This is a genomic window from uncultured Sphingomonas sp. (assembly GCF_913776855.1).
Lineage (GTDB): Bacteria > Pseudomonadota > Alphaproteobacteria > Sphingomonadales > Sphingomonadaceae > Sphingomonas.
This window is the reverse complement of record NZ_CAJYQD010000040.1, coordinates 1-24,610: the sequence shown is the minus strand read 5'-3', so window position 1 is coordinate 24,610 and position 24,610 is coordinate 1. Positions and strand designations below refer to the sequence as shown.

The 24,610-nt window shown below is 64.9% G+C and carries 34 protein-coding genes; 4 read left to right on the top strand and 30 right to left on the bottom strand.

The window, feature by feature from the left end; translation table 11 throughout:
- Positions 1-14 precede the first annotated feature (14 nt).
- The 4 genes from QZ755_RS12820 to QZ755_RS12805 all read left to right on the top strand — a co-directional run bounded on the left by QZ755_RS12820 (position 15) and on the right by QZ755_RS12805 (position 3,459).
- Complete coding sequence (locus tag QZ755_RS12820; RefSeq protein WP_294323410.1) at positions 15-707, top strand: glutathione binding-like protein; 693 nt, start codon at positions 15-17, stop codon at positions 705-707.
- Positions 708-825: 118 nt separating this feature from the next.
- On the top strand, positions 826-1,275 hold the full coding sequence (locus tag QZ755_RS12815) for an EF-hand domain-containing protein (protein WP_294323409.1): 450 nt from the start codon (positions 826-828) through the stop codon (positions 1,273-1,275).
- 80 nt (positions 1,276-1,355) lie between these two features.
- Positions 1,356-2,075, top strand: a complete 720-nt coding sequence (locus tag QZ755_RS12810) for a response regulator (protein ID WP_294323465.1) — start codon at positions 1,356-1,358, stop codon at positions 2,073-2,075.
- A 25-nt stretch (positions 2,076-2,100) separates the two neighbouring features.
- Entirely contained in the window at positions 2,101-3,459 is a 1,359-nt protein-coding gene (locus tag QZ755_RS12805) for a HAMP domain-containing sensor histidine kinase (RefSeq protein WP_294323407.1), read from the top strand.
- A 276-nt stretch (positions 3,460-3,735) separates the two neighbouring features.
- Here the strand turns inward: QZ755_RS12805 and guaA are convergent, their stop codons facing one another.
- The 30 genes from guaA to tuf all read right to left on the bottom strand — a co-directional run bounded on the left by guaA (position 3,736) and on the right by tuf (position 24,412).
- Positions 3,736-5,292, bottom strand: coding sequence for a glutamine-hydrolyzing GMP synthase (gene guaA / locus QZ755_RS12800; protein WP_294323406.1), 1,557 nt, complete (start codon positions 5,290-5,292; stop codon positions 3,736-3,738).
- Between the two features lie 53 nt (positions 5,293-5,345).
- Positions 5,346-7,469, bottom strand: a complete 2,124-nt coding sequence (locus QZ755_RS12795) for a prolyl oligopeptidase family serine peptidase (protein WP_294323404.1) — start codon at positions 7,467-7,469, stop codon at positions 5,346-5,348.
- Between the two features lie 163 nt (positions 7,470-7,632).
- Entirely contained in the window at positions 7,633-8,055 is a 423-nt protein-coding gene (gene rplQ, locus QZ755_RS12790; protein ID WP_294323400.1) for a 50S ribosomal protein L17, read from the bottom strand.
- A gap of 231 nt (positions 8,056-8,286) precedes the next feature.
- Positions 8,287-9,351, bottom strand: coding sequence for a DNA-directed RNA polymerase subunit alpha (locus QZ755_RS12785; protein WP_055763352.1), 1,065 nt, complete (start codon positions 9,349-9,351; stop codon positions 8,287-8,289).
- 93 nt (positions 9,352-9,444) lie between these two features.
- Positions 9,445-9,834, bottom strand: coding sequence for a 30S ribosomal protein S11 (gene rpsK, locus QZ755_RS12780; protein ID WP_055763349.1), 390 nt, complete (start codon positions 9,832-9,834; stop codon positions 9,445-9,447).
- Positions 9,835-9,945: 111 nt separating this feature from the next.
- A complete protein-coding gene (gene rpsM / locus QZ755_RS12775; protein ID WP_294323396.1) occupies positions 9,946-10,314 on the bottom strand; it encodes a 30S ribosomal protein S13 in 369 nt (122 codons plus the stop codon).
- A gap of 358 nt (positions 10,315-10,672) precedes the next feature.
- Complete coding sequence (locus QZ755_RS12770) at positions 10,673-11,317, bottom strand: adenylate kinase (RefSeq protein WP_294323393.1); 645 nt, start codon at positions 11,315-11,317, stop codon at positions 10,673-10,675.
- Between the two features lie 25 nt (positions 11,318-11,342).
- Positions 11,343-12,710: a preprotein translocase subunit SecY gene (secY, locus tag QZ755_RS12765; protein WP_294323391.1), complete on the bottom strand. Its 1,368-nt coding sequence runs from the start codon at positions 12,708-12,710 to the stop codon at positions 11,343-11,345.
- A gap of 236 nt (positions 12,711-12,946) precedes the next feature.
- The gene (rplO, locus tag QZ755_RS12760; protein ID WP_294323389.1) at positions 12,947-13,477 is read right to left on the bottom strand and encodes a 50S ribosomal protein L15; all 531 of its coding nucleotides are present in this window, start codon (positions 13,475-13,477) and stop codon (positions 12,947-12,949) included.
- A gap of 98 nt (positions 13,478-13,575) precedes the next feature.
- Positions 13,576-13,752, bottom strand: coding sequence for a 50S ribosomal protein L30 (gene rpmD / locus QZ755_RS12755; protein WP_055763335.1), 177 nt, complete (start codon positions 13,750-13,752; stop codon positions 13,576-13,578).
- A 6-nt stretch (positions 13,753-13,758) separates the two neighbouring features.
- Complete coding sequence (gene rpsE / locus QZ755_RS12750; RefSeq protein ID WP_294323387.1) at positions 13,759-14,472, bottom strand: 30S ribosomal protein S5; 714 nt, start codon at positions 14,470-14,472, stop codon at positions 13,759-13,761.
- A gap of 3 nt (positions 14,473-14,475) precedes the next feature.
- A complete protein-coding gene (rplR, locus tag QZ755_RS12745) occupies positions 14,476-14,832 on the bottom strand; it encodes a 50S ribosomal protein L18 (protein WP_242116025.1) in 357 nt (118 codons plus the stop codon).
- Positions 14,832-15,365 carry a 50S ribosomal protein L6 gene (rplF, locus tag QZ755_RS12740; RefSeq protein ID WP_294323374.1) on the bottom strand — a complete coding sequence of 178 codons (534 nt, stop codon included), beginning with the start codon at positions 15,363-15,365 and terminating at the stop codon, positions 14,832-14,834. The genes rplR and rplF overlap by 1 nt, the downstream gene beginning before the upstream one ends.
- Positions 15,365-15,760 (bottom strand): 30S ribosomal protein S8, encoded by a 396-nt coding sequence (gene rpsH / locus QZ755_RS12735; RefSeq protein WP_033921102.1) that lies wholly within the window; start codon positions 15,758-15,760, stop codon positions 15,365-15,367. The genes rplF and rpsH overlap by 1 nt, the downstream gene beginning before the upstream one ends.
- An 11-nt stretch (positions 15,761-15,771) precedes the next feature.
- Positions 15,772-16,077, bottom strand: coding sequence for a 30S ribosomal protein S14 (rpsN, locus tag QZ755_RS12730; protein ID WP_055756896.1), 306 nt, complete (start codon positions 16,075-16,077; stop codon positions 15,772-15,774).
- Between the two features lie 59 nt (positions 16,078-16,136).
- Entirely contained in the window at positions 16,137-16,721 is a 585-nt protein-coding gene (gene rplE / locus QZ755_RS12725; RefSeq protein ID WP_294323371.1) for a 50S ribosomal protein L5, read from the bottom strand.
- A complete protein-coding gene (gene rplX / locus QZ755_RS12720; protein WP_242416672.1) occupies positions 16,714-17,028 on the bottom strand; it encodes a 50S ribosomal protein L24 in 315 nt (104 codons plus the stop codon). Before rplX ends, rplE begins: the two co-directional genes overlap by 8 nt.
- Positions 17,028-17,396 (bottom strand): 50S ribosomal protein L14, encoded by a 369-nt coding sequence (rplN, locus tag QZ755_RS12715; protein ID WP_110152893.1) that lies wholly within the window; start codon positions 17,394-17,396, stop codon positions 17,028-17,030. The genes rplX and rplN overlap by 1 nt, the downstream gene beginning before the upstream one ends.
- Before the next feature lie 212 nt (positions 17,397-17,608).
- Positions 17,609-17,881 (bottom strand): 30S ribosomal protein S17, encoded by a 273-nt coding sequence (gene rpsQ / locus QZ755_RS12710; protein WP_055763313.1) that lies wholly within the window; start codon positions 17,879-17,881, stop codon positions 17,609-17,611.
- Positions 17,882-17,892: 11 nt separating this feature from the next.
- The gene (gene rpmC / locus QZ755_RS12705; RefSeq protein ID WP_055790392.1) at positions 17,893-18,096 is read right to left on the bottom strand and encodes a 50S ribosomal protein L29; all 204 of its coding nucleotides are present in this window, start codon (positions 18,094-18,096) and stop codon (positions 17,893-17,895) included.
- 2 nt (positions 18,097-18,098) lie between these two features.
- Entirely contained in the window at positions 18,099-18,530 is a 432-nt protein-coding gene (rplP, locus tag QZ755_RS12700; protein WP_055790394.1) for a 50S ribosomal protein L16, read from the bottom strand.
- Positions 18,531-18,542: 12 nt separating this feature from the next.
- Positions 18,543-19,253 (bottom strand): 30S ribosomal protein S3, encoded by a 711-nt coding sequence (gene rpsC / locus QZ755_RS12695; protein ID WP_242416671.1) that lies wholly within the window; start codon positions 19,251-19,253, stop codon positions 18,543-18,545.
- Positions 19,253-19,630 (bottom strand): 50S ribosomal protein L22, encoded by a 378-nt coding sequence (gene rplV, locus QZ755_RS12690; RefSeq protein WP_055763305.1) that lies wholly within the window; start codon positions 19,628-19,630, stop codon positions 19,253-19,255. The genes rpsC and rplV overlap by 1 nt, the downstream gene beginning before the upstream one ends.
- On the bottom strand, positions 19,630-19,908 hold the full coding sequence (rpsS, locus tag QZ755_RS12685) for a 30S ribosomal protein S19 (protein WP_055763302.1): 279 nt from the start codon (positions 19,906-19,908) through the stop codon (positions 19,630-19,632). Before rpsS ends, rplV begins: the two co-directional genes overlap by 1 nt.
- A 3-nt stretch (positions 19,909-19,911) precedes the next feature.
- Complete coding sequence (gene rplB / locus QZ755_RS12680) at positions 19,912-20,763, bottom strand: 50S ribosomal protein L2 (protein ID WP_294323365.1); 852 nt, start codon at positions 20,761-20,763, stop codon at positions 19,912-19,914.
- A gap of 1 nt (position 20,764) precedes the next feature.
- Positions 20,765-21,082, bottom strand: coding sequence for a 50S ribosomal protein L23 (locus QZ755_RS12675; RefSeq protein ID WP_055763296.1), 318 nt, complete (start codon positions 21,080-21,082; stop codon positions 20,765-20,767).
- On the bottom strand, positions 21,075-21,701 hold the full coding sequence (gene rplD, locus QZ755_RS12670) for a 50S ribosomal protein L4 (RefSeq protein ID WP_294323362.1): 627 nt from the start codon (positions 21,699-21,701) through the stop codon (positions 21,075-21,077). Before rplD ends, QZ755_RS12675 begins: the two co-directional genes overlap by 8 nt.
- A 2-nt stretch (positions 21,702-21,703) precedes the next feature.
- A complete protein-coding gene (rplC, locus tag QZ755_RS12665) occupies positions 21,704-22,429 on the bottom strand; it encodes a 50S ribosomal protein L3 (protein WP_294323359.1) in 726 nt (241 codons plus the stop codon).
- A gap of 324 nt (positions 22,430-22,753) precedes the next feature.
- A complete protein-coding gene (gene rpsJ, locus QZ755_RS12660) occupies positions 22,754-23,062 on the bottom strand; it encodes a 30S ribosomal protein S10 (protein ID WP_033921125.1) in 309 nt (102 codons plus the stop codon).
- A gap of 153 nt (positions 23,063-23,215) precedes the next feature.
- Positions 23,216-24,412, bottom strand: coding sequence for an elongation factor Tu (gene tuf, locus QZ755_RS12655; RefSeq protein ID WP_294323463.1), 1,197 nt, complete (start codon positions 24,410-24,412; stop codon positions 23,216-23,218).
- Positions 24,413-24,610 lie beyond the last annotated feature (198 nt).

The window sequence follows — 24,610 nt, the reverse complement described above, 5'->3', positions numbered from 1 at the left end:
ATCGGAGCCGTTCCATGATCGACCTGCATTATTGGCCCACGCCCAATGGCCACAAGATCACGCTGTTCCTCGAAGAGGCCGACCTGCCCTACACCATCCATCCGGTGGACATCGGCAAAGGCGAACAGTTCCGCCCCGAATTCCTCGCCATCGCGCCGAACAATCGGATGCCCGCGATCGTCGACCACGAACCGCTGGGCGGAGGCGCGCCGCTGTCGATCTTCGAATCGGGTGCGATCCTGTTGTATCTGGCCGAAAAGACCGGCCGGTTCCTGCCCGCCGACGTCGCGGGTCGCTATGACGCGATCCAGTGGCTGATGTGGCAGATGGGCGGCCTGGGGCCGATGGCCGGGCAGAACCATCATTTCAACATCTATGCGCCCGAAAAAATCCCCTACGCGCAGGACCGCTATATCCGCGAAACCGCGCGGCTCTACGGCGTCCTCGACAACCGGCTGGCCGACCGCGACTTTATCGCCGGCGCGTATTCGATCGCCGACATGGCGACCTATCCGTGGATCGTACCGCACGATGCGCAGGGGCAGAAGCTGGAGGACTTCCCCCACCTCAAGCGCTGGTTCGATGCCATCGCCGCGCGCCCGGCGACCGTCGCCGCCTATGCCAAGGGCAAGGCGGTGAACGACGGCAGCAAACCGATGACCGAGGAACAGCGCCGCAACCTGTTCGGGACGCCGGCCAAAGGCTGACGCCTGCGACAAGCTGCGACAAAACAGGCGGCCGTCGACAAAGGCTGGCGACAATTGTCGGTCAGACAGGGGCGCATTCTCCACCGGGGGTGCGCCCCTTGTTTCGAAAGGTTCGTCCATGCGTTCGTTGATTGCCGCCGCCTCGCTCGCCGGTATCGCCCTGCCCACGATCGTCACCGCACAGACCCCGCCGCAACCGCCCCGGCCGATGGCCGATGGCGTGCTGACCCGCGAAGAGGCACTGGCGCGGGCCGACCGCCGGTTCGACGCGCTCGATACCGATCACGACGGAAAGATCACCGCAGCCGAACGTGCCGCGATGCCGCAGCGTCCGCAGCCGACCGGCGACGGCCCGATGCAGGGTCCTGGCGGCCACAGGGGCGACCGGATGCTGGAGCGCGCCGATACGAACAAGGATGGGATCGTGACCCGCGACGAATTCCGCGCGGTGGCCACCCGCATGTTCGACCGGCAGGACGCGAACAAGGACGGTCGGGTCGATGCCGCCGAACGCAAGCAGTGGCGTGAGCAGCGCATGGCCCGGCGCGGCGGCCAACCGGCCGAATAACGTCTTTGCCGGGCGACGCCGCTCCCCTGCGCGTCGCCCGGTATTTCCCTTCTGACGATGGGCCGCGTAGCATGACCGACATGGCCGAAATTCCCCATTTGCTGCTGGTCGACGACGAACGATCGATCCGCGAACCGCTTGCCCAATATCTGACGAAGCAGGGCTTTCGCGTCACCCAGGCAGGCGACGCGGAGGGCGCGCGCACGCGGCTGAACGCCTATGCCATCGACCTTGCCATCCTCGACATCATGATGCCGGGGGAAGATGGCCTGTCGCTGTGCCGCCATATCCGCGAGACGAGCGAGACGCCGGTCATCCTGCTGACCGCACGTACCGAGGAAACCGACCGCATCGTCGGGCTGGAAATGGGTGCCGACGATTATGTCGTAAAACCCTTTTCCCCGCGCGAACTGGCGGCGCGGGTCAAGGTCGTGCTGCGGCGGACAGTGGGCGGATCGGTCCGGCAACATGCGCCGGAAGCCGGGTCCTTCGCCTTTGCCGGATGGGTGCTGAAGACCGGTGAACGCGCGCTGGTCGACCGTGAGGGCGTGTCGGTTCCGCTGTCGACCGGCGAATATAATCTGCTGCACGCGCTGGTCACCCGCCCGCGCCAGGTGCTGACCCGCGACCAGTTGCTCGACTTGACGCAAGGGCGCGAGGCGGCGGCGTTCGACCGGGCGATCGACAACCAGGTCAGCCGCCTGCGCAAGAAGATCGAAACCGACGTCCGCAATCCGGAGATCATCAAGACCGTATGGGGCGGCGGTTATACGCTGGCGACCGAGGTGACGCGCCTGTGAAGCGGTGCGAATCGAGAACCCGCCTGTGAGGCGGCTGGGGCCGACCAGCCTGCCGGGACAGATCGCGCTGCTGGTGGCGGTCGCACTGTTCGTCGCCCAGGCACTGAACTTCGGCCTGTTGCTGCGCGAGCGGCGGGCGTTCCGCTTCGCCGAGATCACCCTGCCCGCCGTGACCCGGCTGATCGATGCCGCCGAACGCCGCATCGCCCCGCGGCCGGGACAGCCGGTCGCTACCCCGCGCGACCGGATGCGTGGCGTCCGCCTGGTCACCGATCGCGCGCCCGTGATGCGCGGCGCCCCCGAACGCGATGTTGAGGAAGCGATCCGGTCGGGCTTTGCCGATGCCGGCATCCGCGTCGGCACGATCGCGGCCCGTATCCGCCCGATCGACGAGGATGAAATCGCCGCGCGCGGAATCAATGGCCGCCGGGCGGATCGGTTGCGGCGGATGGGCGCGGTGCTGGATGCGTCGATCGAACTGCCGGGGCGCGGCTGGCTGGTGTCGCATACCCCATGGCCGATGGCCGAGCGCGGCCTGTTGTGGCAGCTGCTCGCCCAGACCTTCATCCTCTATGTCATCGTACTGTTGCCGGTGCTGTGGATCGGACGCCGCATCGCCAAGCCGCTGCGCCTGCTCGCTGGCGCGGCGCGTGCCTTTCACCCCGCGCGGCCGCTGCCCGCGATCGAACCGTCCGGACCGCAGGATGTGCGGTTGCTGATTTCCGCCTTCATCGACCTGGGCCAGCGGGTGAACGCGATGGTCGATGAGAAGGACCGGATGCTCGGCGCGATCGGCCACGACCTGCGCACCCCGCTCGCCGCGCTGCGCGTCCGCGTCGAATCGGTCGAGGACGATACCGACCGCGCGCGGATGGTCGAGACGATCGACGAGATGAACGCAACGCTGGACGACATCCTGTCGCTGGCGCGGCTGGGACGACCGAGCGAGGCGGCGACCGATGTCGATGTCGCGGCGCTGGTCGATGCGGTGGTCGACGACTTTCGCGACCTGGGCCATGATGTCGACTTTGTGGAGGCGGCGCGGGTGCCGCTTCACCTGCGGCCCAATCTGATGCGGCGCGCGGTGCGCAACCTGATCGAGAATGCGATCAAATATGCCGGCGCGGTCGAGGTGCGGGTGGAAACGACCGCGCGGTCGGTGGCGATCGTCGTCGCCGATCGCGGACCCGGCATTCCCGCCGACCGGATGGAGGCGGTGTTCGATCCCTTCACCCGGCTGGAGACGTCGCGCAACCGGGGCACCGGCGGGATCGGGCTGGGTCTGGCGCTCGCCCGCGCGATCGTGCGCGATGCCGGGGGTGAGATCATGCTGGTGAATCGCGACGGCGGCGGGCTGAACGCGACGATCCGGTTGCCGCGTTAGCGGTGGCGCGTCGCGCCAATATCAGAAGGTCGGTCGCGGGTGATCCCTGAACTACGATCGTCACCCCCGCGAAGGCTGGGGTCTCAGGCGGCTCCTGTCCCGCGCTATCACCGGGAGATCCCAGCCTTCGCTGGGATGACGTTCAAGGCGAACGATATGAGTCTATTTTTCAGCGCCAGCCGAATGACCGGGCGACTCTCCGCCCCGGCCCGCACCCCGGCTCGCGCGGGGCGAATGCCACGGCAAAAATCGTCCCCCGGACGATTTGAGTCCGTGTCATTCCCACTCGATCGTGCCGGGCGGCTTGCTCGTATAGTCATAGGTGACGCGGTTGATCCCCTTCACCTCGTTGATGATCCGGGTCGCCACGCGCGGCAGGAAGTCGCCGGGGAACTGGAATGCCTGCGCCGTCATGCCGTCGGTCGAGGTGACCGCGCGCAGGGCCAGCACATTGTCGTAGGTCCGGCCATCGCCCATCACGCCGACGCTGCGCACCGGCAGCAGCACCGCGAACGCCTGCCAGATCGTGTCGTAGAGACCGGCGGTGCGGATTTCCTCAAGGTAGATCGCGTCCGCCTTGCGCAGGATGTCGCAGCGTTCGCGGGTAACCTCGCCCGGAATGCGGATGGCGAGACCAGGTCCAGGGAACGGGTGGCGGCCGACGAACACGTCCGGCAGCCCCAGCTCGCGCCCCAGCGCGCGAACCTCGTCCTTGAACAGTTCGCGCAAGGGTTCGACCAGCGCCATGTTCATGCGTTCGGGCAGGCCGCCGACATTGTGGTGGCTCTTGATCGTGACCGACGGGCCGCCGGTGAAGCTGACGCTTTCGATCACGTCCGGGTACAGCGTGCCCTGCGCGAGGAACTGCGCCCCGCCCAGCTTGTTCGCCTCCGCCTCGAACACGTCGATGAAGGTCTTGCCGATGAACTTGCGCTTGGCTTCGGGGTCGGTGACGCCAGCCAGGCCGTCCATGAACAGGTCCTGCGCGTCGACATGGACCAGCGGGATATTGTAGTGGCCGCGGAACAGGCTGACGACCTGTTCGGCTTCGCCCGCGCGCAGGATGCCGCCATCGACGAACACGCAGGTCAGCTGGTCGCCGATCGCTTCGTGGATCAACAGCGCGGCGACCGACGAATCGACCCCGCCGGACAGGCCGCAAATGACCTTGCCATCGCCCACCTGCGCGCGGATCTCGGCGATCTTGGCGTCGCGGAACTCGGCCATGGTCCAGTCGCCGGCGAGGCCGCAGACATGGCGCGCGAAGTTCGCGATCAGCTTGCCGCCATCGGGGGTATGCACGACCTCCGGATGGAACTGCGCGCCATAATAGCGGCGATCGTCATCGGCGACGATGGCATAGGGCGCGCCGGGGCTGGTCGCGACCGCGCGGAAACCGGGGGCGAGCTGCGTCACCTTGTCGCCATGGCTCATCCACACCTGATGCCGTTCGGCCTTTTCCCACAGGCCGTCGAACATCGCGCAATCGTCGCCGACCTCGATATAGGCCTCGCCGAACTCGCCCGAATTGCCCTTCTCGACCTTGCCGCCCAGCTGCGCGGTCATCACCTGCTGACCATAGCAGATGCCGAATACCGGCACGCCCGAATCGAAGATCGCCTGCGGCGCACGCGGGCTGCCGTCGTCGCACACGGATGCCGGGCCGCCCGACAGGATCACGCCCCTGGGCTGCATCCGGGCAAAGGCTTCCTCGGCCTTCTGGAACGGAGCGATTTCGGAATAGACTCCGGCCTCGCGCACGCGACGCGCGATCAGCTGCGTCACCTGGCTGCCAAAGTCGACGATCAGGATGGAATCGGGGGTCTCGTTCATGCCCCCCGATAGCAGAGCGCCGCGCGGGTGCCAGCCCCGCGCGGCGTCATTTGTCAGTTGATCGGCTTCACTGCCAGCCCGGTCCATTTGGCGATGAACGCCCACAGATCGGCGGTTTCCTCGATCACCTTGTCGGTCGGCTTGCCTGAGCCATGGCCGGCACGCGTTTCAATGCGGACCAGATGCGGCTTCGGCCCGATGTCCTTCGACTGAAGCATCGCGGTGTATTTGAAGGTATGACCGGGCACCACGCGATCGTCGGTATCGGCGGTCGTCGCCAGGATCGCGGGATAGGTCACGTCTGCCTTCACATTGTGATAGGGCGAATAGGTCAGCAGGTTGCGGAAATCCGCTTCCTTCGCCGGCACACCGTAATCGTCGACCCAGTAGCGCCCGGCGGTGAACCGGTCGAAGCGCAGCATGTCCATCACGCCCACCGCCGGCAAGGCAGCGGCGAACAGATCAGGCCGCTGGTTGGTGACCGCACCGACCAGCAGGCCGCCGTTCGACCCACCCTGGATCGCCAGCTGCCCCTTGCCCGTCACGCCCTGCGCGATCAGGTCCTCGCCAGCGGCGATGAAGTCATCGAACACATTCTGCTTGTTCAGCAGCTTGCCGCCGTCATGCCATTCCTTGCCATATTCGCTGCCGCCGCGAATGTTCGCGACCGCCAGCACGCCGCCCTGTTCGAGCCACGCGATACGCCCTGGCGAGAAGCCGGGCAGGATCGGCACGTTGAACCCGCCATAGGCATAGAGCAGCGTCGGTGCGGGCTTCGTCACGTCCTTGCGCTTGACGATGAACATCGGGACCTTGGTCCCGTCCTTCGACGTGTAGAAGCGCTGGCGCACGTCATATTGCGACGGATCGAACGCAACCTTCGGCGTCGCCCAGGGCGTGACCTGCCGCGTGGCGACGTCGTAGCGATAGATGGTGGTGGGCGTCGCAAAGCTAGAAAAGGCGAAAAAGCCTTCGTTATTGTCCAGTTCGCCGCCGACGCCGCCGACCGTGCCGATGCCCGGCAGTTCGATCGTGCCGTCCGGCTTGCCGTCGAGGGTGAAGCGCTTCACCTCCGTCTTCGCATCGACCAGATAGGCGGCCATGATCCGTCCGCCGACGAGCGAGGCGCCGTTCAGCACCGCCTTGTCCTCCGGCACCAGTTCCTCGGGGCTTGGGTTGGCGGCGGCCATGTCGAGCGTGACGATGCGCAGCCGCGGCGCACCTTGCGTCGTGGTCAGGTACAGCGTGCTGTCCTTCGTGCCCACCGGGTTCCAGTCGACATTGTCGGTGTTGACGATGGTGCGGGGCTTGTCGCCCGGCTTGGTCAGGTCGAGGACCGTGATTTCGGTATGGTCACCCGGACCGCTGGTCGAGATGATGAGCCAGCGGCCGTCATCGGTGATACCCGGATAGAAGGTGAAGCGCGGCTGGTCGGGCCGTTCGTAGATCAGCCCGTCAGCGCTCTGCGGCGTGCCGAGCTTGTGGAAATAGACCTTGGCGTTCAGGTTCTGGCTCTGGAACTCCTGCCCCTTTTCCGGGGTCGGGAAGCGGGCGTAGTAGAAGCCCGATCCGTCCTTCACCCACGATGCCGACAGGCCGTATTTCACCCAGTCGATCTGGTCGTCGAGCACCTTGCCGGTATCGACGTCGAGTACGCGCAGCTTGCGCCAGTCGCTGCCGCCGTCCTGGATCGAATAGAGCAGCCGCTTGCCGTCCTTCGACGGTGACCATTCGGCGAGCGCGGTCGCGCCATCCTTCGACCAGCCATTGGGGTCGATCAGCACCCGCCCCTGCCCGTTCAGGCTGTCGCGGACGTACAGCACCGACTGGTTCTGCAGCCCCGAATTACGGCTGTAGAAATACCGGCCGCCTTCGCGATTGGGCACACCCACCCGCTCATAGTCGAACAACGCGGTCAGCCGGCGCTTGAAGATGTCCCGGCCGGGCAGCGTCGCCAGATAGGCGTCAGTGACCTTGTTCTCCGCCGCAACCCAGGCCGCGACCTCGGGATCGTTGCGGACGTCGTTTTCGAGCCAGCGATAGGGATCGGCGACCTTCACGCCGAACTGTTCGTCGACCTGGTTGACGGTGCGGGTCTGCGGATAGGCGATGGTCTGGGCAAGGGCAGTCGTGCTGGTCATCAGGCACGCGATCGCGACAAGGGCATGGCGGGTCATCGTTGCTCCACGGGACGTGCCGGAGGGTATCCGGCGTTACCAGCAGGATAACCGAGCGGTGCCGGCGCGCAACCCCGCGGAGACAATGTTACGTGGGGGAACGGAAAAGGGCGGCCGTACCGAAGTACGACCGCCCCTCCCTGTTTCTCGACGGACAAGCCGATCAGGCGGCTTCGTCGAAATCCTCGTCGCTCACGACCGGACCCGAATCCTGGCCCTTGGCCGACACGTCGCGGTCGACGAATTCGATGATCGCCATCGGCGAGGCGTCCGATGCGCGGATGCCAGCCTTGATGATGCGGGTGTACCCGCCGTTACGATCGGCATAGCGGGTCGCCAGCACGTCGAACAGCTTCACCAGCTGCACGTCGTCGAGCAGACGGGCGTGCGCGAGACGACGGTTCGACAGGCCGCCCTTCTTCGCCAGCGTGATGAGCTTTTCGACGTACGGACGCAGTTCCTTCGCCTTGGCGACGGTCGTGGTGATCTGTTCATGCTTGATGAGCGCGGCCGACATGTTGCGGAACAGCGCAATGCGGTGTGCCGAGGTACGCTGCAGCTTACGGCCGCCGACGCGATGACGCATGGGTATTTCCTTCGTTCGTTATGGGGCCGTGTCACGGAATCCCCAGAGCAGGTGGCCATTTAGAGGCTGCCACCGGTTCGCCTGTTCGCGGCAAAGTTCACTAAGTTCACACTTGCCACTAATTCAGAAACTGGCCCGACACGGGCAAAGCCCGTGTCGTCGGACGGCCTGAAAGGCCGCCGGCCGGGCTGGTTTCGTCTCCGGGCCAAGCTCGCTTGGCCCGGTGCGAAATCAGCCCATAATCTCCTGCTCGAGCTTCTTCGCCATCTCTTCGATGTTCTCGGGCGGCCATCCGGGGATGTCCATGCCGAGGCGAAGGCCCATCGACGACAGCACTTCCTTGATTTCGTTCAGCGACTTGCGACCGAAATTGGGGGTGCGCAGCATCTCGGCTTCGGTCTTCTGGACCAGATCGCCGATATAGATGATGTTGTCGTTCTTGAGGCAGTTGGCGCTGCGGACCGACAGTTCCAGCTCGTCGACCTTCTTGAGCAGGTAACGATTGATCTGCGCGGTATCGCCCTGACCTTCGCTCTGAGGTGCTGCGACCTGCGTGCCGGTGGCGGCGGCGCGGGGCAGCGTCGAGTCGTCGAAGTGGACGAACAGCGCCAGCTGGTCCTGCAGGATGCGACCGGCATAGGCCAGCGCGTCCTCAGGGGTGACGGTACCGTCGGTTTCGATGGTCAGCGTCAGCTTGTCGTAGTCGAGTTCCTGCCCGACGCGGGTGTTCTCGACCTTGTAGCTGACCTGGCGGACCGGCGAATACAGCGCGTCGACCGGGATCAGGCCGATCGGCGCATCGGCCGGACGGTTGCCGGCGGCGGGGACATAGCCCTTACCGACATCCGCAGTCAGTTCCATGTTGAGCGTGGCGCCATCGTCGAGATGGCACAGCACCAGTTCCGGGTTCATGACTTCGATGTCGCCGGTGACGGCGATGTCGCCAGCCTTCACCTCGGCCGGGCCGGTGACGGACAGCTGCAGACGCTTCGGGCCTTCACCCTGCATCTTGAGCGCGATCTGCTTCACGTTCAGCACCATGTCGGTCACGTCCTCGCGGACGCCGGCAAGGCTGGAAAATTCGTGAAGGACGTTCTCGATCTTGATCGAGGTGACGGCGGCACCCTGCAGCGACGACAGCAGCACGCGACGCAGCGCGTTGCCGAGCGTCAGGCCGAAGCCACGCTCCAGCGGTTCGGCGACGAAGGTCGAACGGCGCTTGGGATCGCCGCCCGGCTTCTTCTCGAGGCCGCTCGGCTTCTTGAGTTCCTGCCAGTTCTTAGCGTTGACGGACACGGGCTTCCCCTAGCTTGGCGGCGCGGAAAGGACGGGTCCGCGCCATGAAAGAACAGCCCCGCCGGACGAACCCGGCGGGGCGGCAGGCACGGATCAGACGCGGCGGCGCTTCGACGGGCGCACGCCGTTGTGCGGGATCGAGGTCACGTCGCGGATCGACGTGATCTGGAAACCGACGGCCTGGAGCGCGCGGAGCGCCGATTCACGGCCCGAACCCGGACCCTTCACTTCGACTTCGAGCGTGCGCACGCCGTGGTCGGCGGCCTTGCGGCCGGCGTCTTCGGCAGCGACCTGCGCGGCGTACGGGGTCGACTTGCGCGAGCCCTTGAAGCCCATCATGCCGGCCGACGACCAGCTGATCGCATTGCCCTGCGCATCGGTGATGGTGATCATGGTGTTGTTGAAGCTGGCGTTCACATGCGCGACGCCGGCGGTGATGTTCTTGCGCTCGCGACGGCGAAGGCGCTGCGGTTCACGTGCCATTTGTGGAAATCCTGACCTGAGTATCTTGCGTGGTACGGAGATCGGGAGGCGGTCGGCCTCAATCCTGTCTCCGACGGAGAGGAAGTTAAAAACAGTCCCCCGGACTGTTTTTTACTTCTTCTTACCCGCGATCGGCTTCGCCTTGCCCTTGCGGGTGCGCGCATTGGTGTGCGTGCGCTGGCCGCGGACTGGCAGGCCCTTGCGGTGACGCAGGCCACGATAGCAGGCGAGGTCCATCAGACGCTTGATGTTCATCGCGGTCTGGCGACGCAGGTCACCTTCCACGGTGTGGCCGGCGTCGATCGCTTCGCGAATCTGGAGGACTTCTTGATCGCTCAGGTCCTGCACGCGACGCTCGGCGGTGATGCCCAGCTGATCGGTCAGCTGCTTGGCCTTGGCCGGACCGATGCCGTGGATGTACTGCAGCGCGATGATGACGCGCTTGTTGGTCGGGATATTAACACCCGCGATACGTGCCATGAACTAAATTCTCCCAGCTCCACGAGGCACCGCATGGCAGCGACACCCCATCTCGTAGCGTTGAACCCGTCACGCGCGATCGCGGCGAACGCGCAAAAGCGCCGCCGTAACCGGTATGTCGGGGTGAATCGCTGATACGGACCGATTCCCACCCTGTCAACCGGTGGGCGGAACCAAAATCGGGATGGGACGTGGGCAATCAGAGCCGCTTCGCAGCCTGCATCAGCCTTTCAACGCACGTCACCCCAGCGAAGGCTGGGGTCTCCGTGGAGCGCGTCGCGCTCTCCAACGGGGAGACCCCAGCCTTCGCTGGGGTGACGAACTTCGCGGGCGGACGGATCGAAACCCGCCCCGCACTTCACTTGTCGAGGATCGCCGCAATCTGCGTCGTCACGTCGTCCATGTCGGCCATGCCGTCCACCCGGTGGACCAGGCCGCGAGCCTCGTACAGCGGCAGGATCGGCGCGGTCTTGGCACGATATTCCACCATGCGCGTGCGCACGGTTTCCTCATTGTCGTCGGGCCGGCGCTTGAACTCGGTCGCACCGCACGCGTCGCAGACACCCGCGACGGCCGGTTGCTTGAACGTGTCGTGATAACCCGCACCGCAATTGGCGCAGGTGAAGCGACCGACAATGCGCTCGACCAGCGCATCCTCGTCCACCACCAGCTCGATCACATGGGTCAGCTGACGCCCGCGATGTTCAAGCAGCAGGTCGAGCGCGTCGGCCTGTGCCGCCGTGCGCGGATAGCCGTCGAAGATCGCACCCCGGTCGCCCAGTTGGTCGAGCCGTTCGCCGATCAGCGCCGACACGATCGCGTCGGACACCAGTTCGCCGGCATCCATCACCGCCTTGGCCTGCATCCCGACCGGACTGCCGGCCTTGACCGCCGCGCGCAGCATGTCGCCGGTCGACAGCTGTACCATGCCGCGCGCCGATTCGAGCCGCGCGGCCTGGGTTCCCTTGCCCGCCCCCGGCGGTCCGAGAAGGATGATGTCCATAGCTGCCCCCTTAGTCGTGTTACGCTCAGCCGCGCAGGCGTCCGCCCTTCAGCTTGGCCTTCTTGATAAGGTCGCCATACTGGTGCGCCAGCAGGTGCGACTGGATCTGGGTTACCGTATCCATCGTGACGTTGACCACGATGAGCAGGCTGGTGCCGCCCAGATAGAAGGGAATCGACAGCGCCGATACCAGATATTCAGGCAACAGGCAGATGATGACCAGATAGGCCGCGCCGATGACCGTGATCCGGGTCAGCACATAGTCGAAGTAATTCTCGGTGTTCTTGCCCGGACGAATGCCGGGGATGAACCCGCCATAGCGCTTCAGGTTGTCGGCGGTCTCTTCGGGATTGAAGACGATCGCGGTGTAGAAGAACGAGAAGAACACGATGCCCGCGCCGTACAGCGCCATGTAGAGCGGCTGGCCATGCGCCAGATACTGGTTCAGCGACAGGACGAAATCGCCCCAGCGGCTGTCGCCCGCCGTCGCCTTGCCGGCGAACTGCGTGATGGTGACCGGCATCAGCAGCAGCGACGACGCGAAGATCGGCGGGATGACGCCCGCGGTATTGATCTTCAGCGGTAGGTGGCTGCGATCCGCCTGCACCCCGCGCGCCGTCTGACGCTTGGGATACTGGATCAGAATGCGGCGCTGCGCACGTTCCATGAAGCAGATGAACAGCACCAGGCCGGCGACGGCGGCGATGATGCCGATCAGCGTCAGCGGGTTCATCGTACCCGAACGGCTGCCCTCGAACAGCTGGACCAGCGTCGTCGGCAGATGGGCGACGATGCCAGCCATGATGATGAGCGAGATGCCGTTGCCGATGCCACGGCTGGTGATCTGCTCGCCCAGCCACATCAGGAACATCGTGCCGCCGATCAGCGAGATGACCGCCGCGATGCGGAAGGTCATGCCCGGCTCGATCACCGCCTGCGCGCCGGCCGAGGCGCCGAACGCCTCCAGCCCCACCGCGATGGTATAACCCTGGATCGCGGTCAGCAGCACCGTGCCGTAGCGGGTATATTGGTTGAGCTTCTTGCGGCCCGATTCGCCTTCCTTCTTGATGGCGGCGAGCTGCGGGCTGAGCGACGTCGCGAGCTGCACGACGATCGACGCGGTGATATAGGGCATAACGCCCAGTGCGACGACCGACATGCGCGTCAGCGCACCGCCCGAAAAGGTGTTGAAGAAGTCGAGAACGCCGCCCTGCGTCTGGTTGGCGAGCAGGCCAAGCTGCGTCGGGTCGATGCCCGGCAGCGGCACATAGCTCAGCATACGGAACACGATCAGTGCCCCGAGCGTAAACCACAGGCGCTTCTTGAGTTCGGTCGCCTGACCGAATTTCGACAGGTTTAGATTGGTCGCAAGACCGTCTGAGGCGGCTGCCATGGATATGTCCCGAATGATGCTGGCGGGCCATCAGCCCACCCCCCGGCGACCATATAGGGGTTGCTGCGGGGATGTCTAAGGGGTGGTTGAAACCCCCTTACGTTCATCCCGTTCGGTTCGAGTAGCGACCGAGCTTGTCGAGAGCGCCTATCGAGAACGTGGTTCCGCTGGGCGGGAGTTCTCGACAGACGCTTCTCGACTATGCTCGAAGCTGCTCGAACCGAGCGGGTGGGAACTCAGGCGTGCGCAGCCTTCTTGGCGGCGAGCGTCTTGCCCTTCTTGGCAGCGGCCTTTTCGTGCGCGGGCACGACTTCGATCACCGACACCGAACCGCCGGCCTTTTCGACCGCTTCGATCGCCGACTTCGACGCACCGGCAACGGTGAAGGTCAGCTTGGCGGTCAGTTCGCCCTTGCCGAGCAGACGAACGCCGTCCTTGCCGCCACGGGCCAGGTTCGCGGCCTTCAGCGCCGCGTGATCGAGCGCCGCACCGGCTTCGATCTTGCCCGCGTCGACCGCCTTCTGGATCGCGCCGAGGTTAACTTCGGCATAGTCCTTGGCGAAGATGTTGTTGAAGCCGCGCTTCGGGATCCGCATGTGGAGCGGCATCTGGCCGCCTTCGAAGCCGGCGATCGACACGCCTTCACGGCTCTTCTGGCCCTTCTGGCCGCGGCCGGCGGTCTTGCCCTTGCCCGAGCCGATGCCACGTCCGACGCGCATCTTGCTCTTGCGGGCGCCTGCATTGTCGCGGATTTCGTTGAGTTTCATGGTCTGCACTCGCTTTCGCTATGTTCGCGCTAAAAGAAATGAGGAAGGGGGCCGCTTAGCCCCCTTCCCCGCATTTGTCACCGGTAAAGGTGAAGGCTTCAGCCTTCGACCGACACCATGTGCTGCACCTTACGGATCATGCCACGCACCTCGGGGGTGTCGGCCAGTTCCACGGTCTTGTGCATCTTGTTGAGGCCGAGACCGATCAGCGTCGCGCGCTGGTCCTTGGTCCGGCGGATCGGCGACCCGGTCTGGGTGATCTTCACGGTTGCCATCGCTCGTTACTCCACGATCGCCGCGGCATCAGCCTCGGCGGTCTGCGATCCACCACGACCCAGCAGGTCGGCGATCTTCTTGCCGCGACGCTGTGCCACCGCCTTCGGCGACGACTGGTCGTTCAGCGCCTCGAAGGTCGCACGGATCATGTTGTACGGGTTCGACGTGCCGACCGACTTGGTCACGACGTCGGCCACGCCCAGCGATTCGAAGATGGCGCGCATCGGGCCACCCGCGATGATGCCGGTACCGGCCGGAGCCGACCGCACCGTCACGCGACCGGCACCGAAGTGACCGTTGCCGTCGTGATGCAGCGTGCGACCGTCCTTGAGCGGAACGCGGACCATCGCCTTCTTGGCAGCGGCGGTCGCCTTCGAGATGGCTTCCGGCACTTCGCGCGCCTTGCCATGCCCGAAACCGACGCGGCCCTTGCCGTCGCCGACGACGACGAGTGCTGCGAACCCGAAGCGCTTGCCGCCCTTCACGGTCTTCGACACGCGGTTGATGTGGACGAGCTTTTCGATCAGCTCCTCGCCACCATCCTCGGCGCCGCGACGGTCGTCGCGACGGCCACGGTTGCCGTCACGGCCACCGCGACCACGGTCGCCGCCGCCCTGGCCGCCACGACCACGGCCGCCACGCGGACCACGGCCCTGCGGCTGTTCGCCACCGGTCGCCTCGACGGCGGGGGCTTCGGCCTGATTGTTTTCGTCAGCCATGTCTTAGAACTCCAATCCGGCTTCGCGGGCGGCCTCGGCCAGCGCCTTGACGCGGCCGTGGAACAGGAAGCCGCCACGGTCGAACACGACCTGCGTCACGCCGGCGGCCTTCGCCGCTTCCGCAACGCGGGTACCGACTGCGGTAGCCGCAGCGATGTTCGCGCCCGAGGTGCCGCGCACGTCCTTTTCCAGGGTCGACGCCGAGGCAACGGTGCGACCCGCTGCGTCGTCGATGACCTGGGCGTAGATGTGCTTGCCCGAACGATGGATCGACAGCCGCGCACGGCCGCCCGAACGCGCCTTCAGCGCGGTGCGATTGCGCCGACGGCGCTTCTCGAAGAGGGAGAGACCCTTGGTCATTACTTCTTCTTCCCTTCCTTGCGGAAGATGAACTCGCCGTCGTACTTGATGCCCTTGCCCTTGTACGGCTCGGGCTTACGCCAACGACGGATCTCGGCAGCGATCTGACCGACCTTCTGCTTGTCGATCCCGCTGATTTCGATCGTGGTCTGATCGGGCGTCTTGATCTCGATGCCTTCCGGCACGTCGATGTTGACGTCGTGGCTATAGCCGAGCTGCAGCTTCAGGTTCTTGCCCTGGGCCGCGGCGCGATAGCCGACGCCGGTGATCAGCAGCTTCTTGGTGAAGCCGGTCGTCACGCCGGTGATCAGGTTCTGCACGAGCGTGCGCTGCATACCCCAGAACGCGCGAGCGCGCTTGGTGTCGTTCGCCGGCTGCACCGAGATGGCGTCGCCTTCGACGGCATAGGCGATGTCGTCGGCCAGCGGCAGCGTCAGCGTGCCCTTCGGGCCCTTAACGCTCAGCTCGCGCCCTGCGATGTTGGCGGTCACGCCGGCCGGAACCGGGACTGCCTTCTTACCGATGCGGCTCATCAGAAGACCTCCGCGAGGACTTCGCCACCAACATTCTGTTCGCGCGCTTCGGCGTCGGACAGAACGCCACGCGGCGTCGAGACGATGGTGATGCCAAGGCCGTTGCGCACCTTCGGCAGTTCTTGCGAACCCGAATAGACGCGGCGGCCGGGCTTCGAGACGCGCGCGACGTGCTTGATCGCCGGCTGGCCTTCGAAATACTTCAGCTCGATGCGGATGCCGGCCGCGGGGCCCATCTGCTCTTCGCTGTAGCCACGGATATAGCCCTCGCGCTGCAGCACGTCGAGGACACGGGCCCGCAACTTGCTGGCAGGCGTCAGGACACTGTCCTTGCGCGCGCGCTGGCCGTTGCGGATGCGGGTGAGCATGTCACCCAGGGGATCGGTCAATGCCATTGCTGTGTTCCTTACCAGCTCGACTTCGTGACGCCGGGGATCAGGCCCTTGTTGGCCAGTTCACGCAGCATGACGCGGGCGAGACGGAACTTGCGATAATAGCCGCGGGGACGACCCGTCAGCTCGCAACGGTTGCGGATGCGGGTCGGATTCCCGTTGCGGGGAATCTCGGCCATCTTCAGCCGCGCGATCAGACGCTCGGTTTCATCGAGCGACTGGTCGGCTGCGATCGCCTTCAGCTTCGCATATTTGGGCGCGAACTTCTTGACGAGGGCGCGACGGCGCTCGTTCTTGTTCACGGAACTCAGTTTCGCCATGGACTTAAGCTCTCTTTGTTAAAGCGAACGGCCGCCCCCGTTGCCGGGGGCGGACCGGATTACGCCGCCTTCTTTTCCTCGGCTTCCGCTTCCTGCGGGAACGGGAAACCGAACAGACGCAGAAGCTCGCGAGCCTCGTCGTCGGTCTTGGCGGTGGTGGTCACGATCACATCCAGACCGCGCACCTTGTCGATGCGGTCATAGTTGATCTCGGGGAACACGATCTGTTCCTTGATGCCGCAGGCATAGTTGCCACGGCCGTCGAACGACTTCGGGTTCAGGCCACGAAAGTCGCGGACGCGGGGAAGCGCGATGGTGATGAAGCGATCGAGGAATTCGTACATCCGCTCGCGGCGCAGCGTGACCTTGCAGCCGATCGCCATGCCTTCACGCAGCTTGAACTGCGCGATCGACTTCTTCGCCTTGGTGACGACAGGCTTCTGGCCCGCGATCAGCTCCATTTCGGAGCTGGCCTGCTCGACCTTCTTCTTGTCCTGCGTCGCTTCGCCCACGCCCATGTTCAGGACGATCTTTTCGATCCGGGGCACTTCGAGCGCGTTCTTGTAACCGAACTTGTCGGTCATCGCCTTCACGATACGATCGTCATAGATCGACTTCATGCGCGGCGTGTACTTATCAGCCATTGATGACCTCCCCGCCCTTCACGGCGACCCGGACCTTCTTGCCGTCACGGATTTCGAAACGGACGCGGGTCGGCTTGCCGTCGACGACGTGCGCGACCTTGCTGACGTGCAGCGGCGCTTCCGAACGCACCAGACCACCCTGCGGGTCGGCCTGGTTCGGCTTCTTGTGACGCACGGCGATGTTCACGCCGGCAACGACGACCTTGCCGTCCTTCGGCATCGACTGGGTGACCTGGCCGGTCTTGCCCTTGTCCTTGCCCGACAGGACGATCACGGTGTCGCCCTTCTTGATCTTGGCAGCAGCCATTACAGCACCTCAGGGGCGAGCGAGATGATCTTCATGAAGCCCTTCGAGCGCAGCTCGCGGACCACCGGGCCAAAGATACGGGTGCCGATCGGCTCCTCGTTCTTGTTGACCAGCACCGCGGCATTGCCGTCGAAGCGGATCACCGAACCGTCGTTGCGACGGATGTCCTTGGCAGTGCGAACGATGACGGCGCGATGCACGTCACCCTTCTTCACGCGGCCGCGCGGGGCGGCTTCCTTGATGCTGACGACGATGACATCGCCGACGCCGGCCGTGCGACGCTTCGAGCCGCCCAGCACCTTGATGCACTGCACCCGCTTCGCGCCGCTGTTGTCTGCGACGTCGAGATTGGATTGCATCTGAATCATGGATGCGATTCCTTACCCTATGGGGCCGATTCCGACCGGACCCCGCCTGCTAAAAATGAACCCCCGGCTGCGGGCGTACCGCGCCGGGGGGAGCGGCCCATTAACCGCCCCATGGCGAAAAGGCAAGCGCCCTTCCGCGAATGTTCGCCACATCCGGGTCTGACCCCGGAATTGCATATGGGGTGGAGGTTGGAACCCCCACCCCGTAAGGCTTACGCCTCGGCTGCGACTTCCGCCGGCGTCGCGTGGGTGTTCACCCGCTCGATCACCTTCCAGGTCTTCAGCTTCGAGATCGGCGCGGTCTCTTCGATGCGCACGGTCTCGCCTTCGCGATACTCATTGCCCTCGTCATGGGCATGGTACTTCTTCGAACGGCGGATGATCTTGCCGTAGAGGGGGTGCTTGACCTTCCGCTCCACCTTGACCACCACCGTCTTGTCGGTCTTGTCCGAGACGATCATCCCGGTCAGCACGCGCTTCGGCATGTCTCTCGTCCTTACTTGTCGGACGAGCGCGAACGCTCGCCCTGCAGCGTCTTGATCCGCGCGATGTCGCGACGGACTTCCTTCACGCGGGTCGGCTTTTCCAGCTGGCTGGTCGCCGCCTGGAAACGGAGGTTGAACGCCTCACGCTTCAGGCTGGTCAGTTCCTCGACCAGCTGGTCGTCGCTCTTGGCGCGAAGATCGGTTGCCTTCGTCATTTTCAACCCTCCAGGTGCGAGGTGTCGCCCAGACGGGCAACGACCTTGACCGCGATCGGCAGCTTCATCGCGGCGCGCGAGAACGCTTCCGCGGCGAGCGGACCGGGCACGCCGTCCAGTTCGAACAGGATGCGACCCGGCTTGACGCGGGCGACCCAGAATTCGGGCGAACCCTTGCCCGAGCCCATGCGGACTTCGGCAGGCTTCGACGACACCGGCAGATCCGGGAAGATCCGGATCCACAAGCGGCCCTGACGTTTGATGTGACGCGTGATCGCGCGGCGAGCCGCCTCGATCTGGCGGGCGGTGATCCGCTCCGGCTCCATCGCCTTCAGGCCGTACGACCCGAAGTTCAGCGACGTACCGCCCTTGGCATCGCCATGGATGCGGCCCTTGAAGGCCTTGCGGAACTTGGTGCGCTTTGGTTGCAGCATCTCAAATTATCCTTAGCGGCGGTGATCGTCGCGCGCGGGACGCACGCCGGAGGTCTGGGCCTCCATCATCAGCCGGTCCTGCGCCATCGGGTCGTGGCCAAGGATCTCACCCTTGAAGATCCAGACCTTGACGCCGCAGACGCCGTACGCGGTGTGTGCTTCGGCCTCGGCATAGTCGAGGTTGGCACGCAGCGTGTGCAGCGGAACGCGACCTTCGCGATAGCCTTCCGAACGGGCGATTTCCGCACCGCCCAGACGACCGCCGCAAGCGACGCGGATGCCGTCGGCGCCCAGGCGCATCGCCGACTGCACCGCACGCTTCATGGCGCGGCGGAAGGCGATACGACGCTCGAGCTGATCGGCAATGCCCTGCGCGACGAGCTTCGCGTCGATTTCCGGCTTGCGGATTTCGACGATGTTCAGCGACACGTCCGAACCCGTCATCGTGCCCAGCTTCTTGCGAAGCTTTTCGATGTCGGTGCCCTTCTTGCCGATGATCACGCCCGGACGGGCCGCGAAGATCGAGATGCGGCACAGCTTGGCCGGACGCTCGATGACCACCTTGGAGATCGCGGCCTGCGGCAGCGTCTTCAGGATGTACTGGCGGATCTTCAGATCCTCCAGCAGGAGACGGCCATAGTCGGCGCCTTCGGCATACCAACGGCTGTCCCAGGTGCGGTTGATCTGCAGACGCAGACCGATGGGATTGGACTTGTGACCCATTACGCTTCCTCCACCTCGGACACGACGATGCGCACGCGGCTGAACGGCTTCAGGATGCGCGTCGACTTGCCGCGACCGCGGGTCGCGAAACGCTTCATCGTGATCGACTTGCCGACCGAGGCTTCCTTGACGACGAGCGCGTCGACGTCGAGGTTGTGATTGTTTTCCGCATTCGCGATCGCCGAAGCGAGGCACTTGCGGACATCGACCGCCATCGCCTTCTTCGAGAAGGCGAGGATGTTCATCGCATCGCTCGCCGAGCGGTTGCGGATGAGCGCGGCGACGAGGTTCAGCTTCTGGGCCGAGCCGCGTACCTGAGTCGCGACTGCCAGCGCTTCCTTGTCACCGACGCGACGGGGTGCTGCCTGCTTGCTCATCAGCGCTTGCCCTTCTTGTCGGCGGCGTGGCCGGGGAAGAAGCGCGTCGGAGCGAACTCGCCGAGCTTCATGCCCACCATGTCTTCGTTGACCGAAACCGGCACGAACTTGCGGCCGTTATAGACGTTGAACGTCAGGCCGACGAACTGCGGGAGAATGGTCGAACGGCGCGACCAGGTCTTGATCGGGCCGGCACGGGTGCCGGCGTCCTGCGCCACTTCTGCCTTCTTCAGCAGGTTGAGGTCCACGAACGGACCCTTCCATACGGAACGAGCCATCGCTTAGCCCTTCTTCTTCGCGTGACGGCTACGGATAATCATCTTGTCCGTCGCCTTGTTGTGCCGCGTGCGCGCGCCCTTGGTCGGCTTGCCCCACGGGGTGACCGGGTGACGGCCGCCCGAGGTCCGGCCTTCACCACCGCCGTGCGGGTGGTCGACCGGGTTCTTGGCGACACCACGGGTCAGCGGGCGAATGCCCTTCCAGCGGTTGCGGCCGGCCTTGCCCAGATTCTGGTTCTGGTTGTCGGGGTTCGACACCGCACCGATCGTCGCCATGCAGGCGGCGTGGATGTAGCGCTGCTCACCCGAGTTCAGGCGGACGATGACCATGCCCTTGTCGCGGCCGACGACCTGCACATAGGTGCCGGCCGAACGGGCGATCTGACCGCCCTTGCCCGGCTTCATCTCGATGTTGTGGACGATCGTACCGACCGGCACCTGGCCCAGTTCCATCGCGTTGCCCGGCTTCACGTCGGTCTTCTTGCCCGCGATTACCTTGTCACCGACGTTCAGACGCTGCGGCGCGATGATGTAGGCGACGCGGTCCTTGCCCGCTTCGTCCGCACCATAGTTGATGAGCGCGATGAAGGCGGTGTGGTTGGGATCATATTCGATCCGCTCCACGGTGCCCTCGACGTCCCACAGGCGACGCTTGAAGTCGATGATGCGATAGCGCTGCTTGTGACCGCCGGCGATGCCGCGCGAGGTCACATGGCCCTTGTTGTTGCGACCGCCGGTCTTGGTCTTGCCCTCGGTCAGCGCCTTGACCGGACGGCCCTTGTACAGCGCCGAACGGTCGATCAGGACCAGGCCACGCTGCGACGGCGTGGTCGGATTATATTGCTTGAGTGCCATGTTACTTGGCCCCCTCGGTAATGTCGATCGACTGGCCTTCGGCCAGGGTCACGATCGCCTTCTTGAAGTCCGACCGGGTGTAGGGCGCGCCCTTCCACTTCTTGGTCTTGCCCTTGGTCACGATCGTGTTGACGCCGGTGACGGTGACGTTGAACAGCGCTTCGACCGCTGCCTTGATTTCCGGCTTCGACGCCTTGTTCGCGACCTTGAAGACGACGGCGTTATGCTCGGAGAGCATGGTCGCCTTCTCGGTGATGTGCGGGCTCAGGACAACGTCGTAGTGACGGATGTCGATCGCCGACTGCTGCTGCTTAGCCATTGAAGCGGGCCTCCAGCTTTTCGATCGCCGCGCGGGTCAGCACCAGCGTGTCGTGCTTCAGGATGTCATAGACGTTGGCGCCACCGGCCGGCAGGACATTGACCTGACGGAGGTTGCGGGCGGCCAGAGCGAAGGTGTTTTCCACCGCGTCGCCGTCGATGACCAGCGAGGTCTTGCCGAAGCCCAGCTTGGCGAGGTTGCCGAGCAGGACCTGCGTCTTGCCGTTCTCGACAGCCAGACCGTCGAGGACCACCAGCGAACCCGCCTTAGCATGGCTCGACAGCGCCATCTTCAGGCCCAGCGCGCGAACCTTCTTGTTCAGGCCGGGGTTGAAGTCGCGGACGCGGGCGCCGTGCGCCTTACCACCGCCGATGAACACCGGGGCGCGGCGATCGCCGTGACGAGCCACACCGCCGCCCTTCTGGCGACCCAGCTTCTTGCCCGAGCGTGCAACGTCGGCGCGCTCGCGGGTGCCGCGAGCGGTGCCGCGACGCTTTTCGAGCTGCCAAGTCACGACCCGGTGCAGGATGTCCGCACGCGGATCGAGGCCGAACACCTCGTCGTTCAGCTCGATATCGCCGCTTTCGACGGCGTCGAGGGTCTGTACCTTGACCTTCATGATCAGCCCTCCTGGCCGTCGGTCGCTGCCGGAGCGGCGGCGTCGTTGCTGTTGGCGCTCTTCAGGCCCGCGGGATACGGCGCGTCGGCATGGCGCGCGACCTTCACCGCGTCCTTGACCGTCAGCCAGCTGCCCTTGTGGCCGGGAACCGAACCCTTGATGAAGATCAGCCCACGCTCGACATCCGTCGACACGACCTGCAGATTCTGCTGCGTGCGGTTACGGTCGCCCATGTGGCCGGCCATCTTCTTGTTCTTGAAGACCTTGCCCGGATCCTGACGCTGACCGGTCGAACCGTGCGAACGGTGCGAAACCGACACACCGTGCGTGGCGCGCAGACCGCCGAAGTTCCAACGCTTCATGGCGCCCGCAAAGCCCTTGCCCTGCGTACGGCCCGAAACGTCGACCAGCTGGCCGGCGACATAATGGTCGGCACCGATGGTGGCACCGACATCCAGCAGCGCGTCGTCTGCAACGCGGAACTCGACCACGCGCGCCTTCGGGGTCACTTCGGCCTTGCCGAAATGGCCGCGCTGCGGCTTGGCGACGTTCTTCGCCTTGGCGGTGCCGGCGCCGAGCTGCACCGCGACGTAACCGTCACGGTCCATTTCACGACGGGCGACGACCTGCACGTCTTCCAGCTGCAGGACGGTGACGGGCACGTGGCGCCCATCGTCCTGGAACAGCCGGGTCATACCCATTTTCTTCGCGATCACACCAGTACGCATGACCAACTCCTCCAACAGAGGCTCGTCTTGACGACGAGCTTGCCTAACGAAAAAGGCCCCGGTGCGCGGTCACCCGCCTCCGAAGCCCCAGCCCCTGCGATCTGCACGCCCCCGCCAGGGCCAGACATCACCGATATTCCCCCACCGAAGGGCTGCATCGACGATAGCGGGGACGCGGACAACGGCGTTCTGCTCGAAAGCATCATGCCGTTCGGTATCCCTATGGTTGCTTTCCCGGCCTCTACCGCCGCCGTTCAGAACGAACCGACGGGAAGCGAAAGCGCGACGCAGGGCGGAATCACCCTACGTCGCGGCAAGCGGCTATTACGCCAGCTTGATCTCTACGTCCACCCCTGCCGCGAGGTCGAGCTTCATCAGCGCGTCGACGGTCTGGGGGGTCGGCTGCACGATGTCGAGCAGGCGCTTGTAGGTGCGGGTCTCGAACTGCTCGCGCGACTTCTTGTCGATGTGCGGGCCGCGGTTGACCGTGAACTTGTCGATGTGCGTGGGGAGCGGAATCGGTCCACGGATCAGGGCGCCGGTGCGACGCGCGGTGTCGGCGATGTCGCCGGCCGCCTGGTCGAGCACGCGATGGTCGAACGCCTTCAGGCGAATACGGATATTGTTGTCCATGGTCCTACCGATGCGAAAGAGCGGGCCGTTGGGACGGCTCTTGATTAACAACGAATGGCTTAGTGGGAACCCCAGCTGCAAGCGAGGTGCCCTCATAAAATAGCAAATGGCGGCCCCCGTCTCCGGGGACCGCCACCTGTTCGAGTCGCTATATTACTTGTCGATGCCGCTGACAACCCCTGCGCCGACGGTACGACCGCCTTCACGGATGGTGAAGCGCTGGCCGACGTCCATGGCGATCGGTGCGATCAGCTTCACGCCCAGCGCGACTTCGTCGCCCGGCATGACCATTTCGGTACCTTCCGGCAGTTCGATCGTGCCGGTGACGTCCGTGGTGCGGAAGTAGAACTGCGGACGATAGTTGGCGAAGAACGGCGTGTGACGGCCACCTTCGTCCTTCGACAGCACGTACACCGACGACTGGAAGTCGGTGTGCGGGGTGATCGAGCCCGGCTTCGCCAGAACCTGACCACGCTCCACTTCGTCACGAGCGACGCCGCGGATCAGCGCGCCGATGTTGTCGCCGGCCTGGCCCTGGTCGAGCAGCTTGCGGAACATTTCGACGCCGGTGACGACGGTCTTGCGGACCGATTCGTGGATGCCGACGATTTCGACTTCTTCGCCGACCTTCACAACGCCGGTTTCGACGCGGCCGGTGACCACGGTGCCACGACCCGAGATCGAGAACACGTCTTCGATCGGCATCATGAACGGCTTGTCCAGCGGACGTTCCGGCTGCGGGATCGACTCGTCGACCGCCTTCATCAGCTCCAGGATGGCTTCCTGGCCGAGCTTGGCGTCCGAACCCGACAGGGCGCAGGTGGCCGAACCACGGATGATCGGAATGTTGTCGCCGTCGAATTCACGCTTCGACAGTTCTTCGCGGATTTCCATTTCGACGAGTTCGAGGATTTCCTCGTCGTCGACCAGGTCGACCTTGTTCAGGAAGACGACCATGGTGGGAACGCCAACCTGCTTGGCGAGCAGGATGTGCTCCTTGGTCTGCGGCATCGGGCCGTCGGTGGCCGACACGACCAGGATCGCGCCGTCCATCTGCGCCGCGCCGGTGATCATGTTCTTCACATAGTCGGCGTGGCCCGGGCAGTCGACGTGCGCATAGTGGCGGTTCGCCGTCTCATACTCGACGTGCGCGGTCGAGATGGTGATGCCGCGCTCGCGCTCTTCCGGCGCCTTGTCGATGTTCGCGAAGTCGACCGCGGCGTTGCCCGCGACGTTCTCGGCCAGCACCTTGGTGATCGCTGCGGTCAGCGAGGTCTTGCCATGGTCGACGTGACCGATGGTGCCGATGTTGAGGTGCGGCTTGGTCCGCTCAAACTTAGCCTTGGCCATTGTTTCCCTACCTTCTTGGATTCGTCTTCGCGAACGGAGCCGCGCCAGAACGCGGCCCCATAGCGGCTGTTTAACCGTTGTGCAAACCCTGCCCCGCTCTTGCGAGCCGACGCAGGACTGAATCCTGCGTCGTCGGACGGGATCGGCGAGGCCGACCCGCCGGCCGGCCTGCGGCGTCTCGGGAGCAGGTCGCCCTGC

What these genes read in the sequence shown, in the direction of transcription:
- QZ755_RS12820 (WP_294323410.1), top strand. Translation starts at nt 15, where the DNA reads ATGATCGACCTGCATTATTGGCCCACGCCCAATGGCCACAAGATCACG.
- rplC (WP_294323359.1), bottom strand. Translation starts at nt 22,429, where the DNA reads ATGCGTACTGGTGTGATCGCGAAGAAAATGGGTATGACCCGGCTGTTC.
- rplF (WP_294323374.1), bottom strand. Translation starts at nt 15,365, where the DNA reads ATGAGCCGCATCGGTAAGAAGGCAGTCCCGGTTCCGGCCGGCGTGACC.
- rpsJ (WP_033921125.1), bottom strand. Translation starts at nt 23,062, where the DNA reads ATGGACAACAATATCCGTATTCGCCTGAAGGCGTTCGACCATCGCGTG.
- tuf (WP_294323463.1), bottom strand. Translation starts at nt 24,412, where the DNA reads ATGGCCAAGGCTAAGTTTGAGCGGACCAAGCCGCACCTCAACATCGGC.
- rpsS (WP_055763302.1), bottom strand. Translation starts at nt 19,908, where the DNA reads ATGGCTCGTTCCGTATGGAAGGGTCCGTTCGTGGACCTCAACCTGCTG.
- QZ755_RS12675 (WP_055763296.1), bottom strand. Translation starts at nt 21,082, where the DNA reads ATGGCTAAGCAGCAGCAGTCGGCGATCGACATCCGTCACTACGACGTT.
- rpsK (WP_055763349.1), bottom strand. Translation starts at nt 9,834, where the DNA reads ATGGCACGTGAACCGCAGCGCCTTCGCCGTCGCGAGCGCAAGAACATC.
- rplX (WP_242416672.1), bottom strand. Translation starts at nt 17,028, where the DNA reads ATGGCTGCTGCCAAGATCAAGAAGGGCGACACCGTGATCGTCCTGTCG.
- rplE (WP_294323371.1), bottom strand. Translation starts at nt 16,721, where the DNA reads ATGGCTGATAAGTACACGCCGCGCATGAAGTCGATCTATGACGATCGT.
- rplP (WP_055790394.1), bottom strand. Translation starts at nt 18,530, where the DNA reads ATGCTGCAACCAAAGCGCACCAAGTTCCGCAAGGCCTTCAAGGGCCGC.
- rplQ (WP_294323400.1), bottom strand. Translation starts at nt 8,055, where the DNA reads ATGCGTCATCGCGTCGGCGGCCGTAAGCTGCAGCGTACCTCGGCACAC.
- rpmC (WP_055790392.1), bottom strand. Translation starts at nt 18,096, where the DNA reads ATGACGAAGGCAACCGATCTTCGCGCCAAGAGCGACGACCAGCTGGTC.
- rplR (WP_242116025.1), bottom strand. Translation starts at nt 14,832, where the DNA reads ATGACCAAGGGTCTCTCCCTCTTCGAGAAGCGCCGTCGGCGCAATCGC.
- secY (WP_294323391.1), bottom strand. Translation starts at nt 12,710, where the DNA reads ATGGCAGCCGCCTCAGACGGTCTTGCGACCAATCTAAACCTGTCGAAA.
- rplB (WP_294323365.1), bottom strand. Translation starts at nt 20,763, where the DNA reads ATGGCACTCAAGCAATATAATCCGACCACGCCGTCGCAGCGTGGCCTG.
- rplD (WP_294323362.1), bottom strand. Translation starts at nt 21,701, where the DNA reads ATGAAGGTCAAGGTACAGACCCTCGACGCCGTCGAAAGCGGCGATATC.
- rplV (WP_055763305.1), bottom strand. Translation starts at nt 19,630, where the DNA reads ATGAGCAAGCAGGCAGCACCCCGTCGCGTCGGTGACAAGGAAGCGCTG.
- QZ755_RS12795 (WP_294323404.1), bottom strand. Translation starts at nt 7,469, where the DNA reads ATGACCCGCCATGCCCTTGTCGCGATCGCGTGCCTGATGACCAGCACG.
- rpmD (WP_055763335.1), bottom strand. Translation starts at nt 13,752, where the DNA reads ATGGCAACCGTGAAGATCACCCAGACCGGGTCGCCGATCCGCCGGACC.
- rpsE (WP_294323387.1), bottom strand. Translation starts at nt 14,472, where the DNA reads ATGGCTGACGAAAACAATCAGGCCGAAGCCCCCGCCGTCGAGGCGACC.
- rpsN (WP_055756896.1), bottom strand. Translation starts at nt 16,077, where the DNA reads ATGGCGAAACTGAGTTCCGTGAACAAGAACGAGCGCCGTCGCGCCCTC.
- QZ755_RS12815 (WP_294323409.1), top strand. Translation starts at nt 826, where the DNA reads ATGCGTTCGTTGATTGCCGCCGCCTCGCTCGCCGGTATCGCCCTGCCC.
- QZ755_RS12770 (WP_294323393.1), bottom strand. Translation starts at nt 11,317, where the DNA reads ATGGACATCATCCTTCTCGGACCGCCGGGGGCGGGCAAGGGAACCCAG.
- rpsH (WP_033921102.1), bottom strand. Translation starts at nt 15,760, where the DNA reads ATGGCATTGACCGATCCCCTGGGTGACATGCTCACCCGCATCCGCAAC.
- rpsC (WP_242416671.1), bottom strand. Translation starts at nt 19,253, where the DNA reads ATGGGTCACAAGTCCAATCCCATCGGTCTGCGTCTGCAGATCAACCGC.
- rpsM (WP_294323396.1), bottom strand. Translation starts at nt 10,314, where the DNA reads ATGGCACGTATCGCGGGTGTTAATATCCCGACCAACAAGCGCGTCATC.
- rplN (WP_110152893.1), bottom strand. Translation starts at nt 17,396, where the DNA reads ATGATTCAGATGCAATCCAATCTCGACGTCGCAGACAACAGCGGCGCG.
- rplO (WP_294323389.1), bottom strand. Translation starts at nt 13,477, where the DNA reads ATGAAACTCAACGAAATCCGCGACAATGCAGGCGCCCGCAAGAGCAAG.
- QZ755_RS12810 (WP_294323465.1), top strand. Translation starts at nt 1,356, where the DNA reads ATGGCCGAAATTCCCCATTTGCTGCTGGTCGACGACGAACGATCGATC.
- rpsQ (WP_055763313.1), bottom strand. Translation starts at nt 17,881, where the DNA reads ATGCCGAAGCGCGTGCTGACCGGGATGATCGTCTCGGACAAGACCGAC.
- guaA (WP_294323406.1), bottom strand. Translation starts at nt 5,292, where the DNA reads ATGAACGAGACCCCCGATTCCATCCTGATCGTCGACTTTGGCAGCCAG.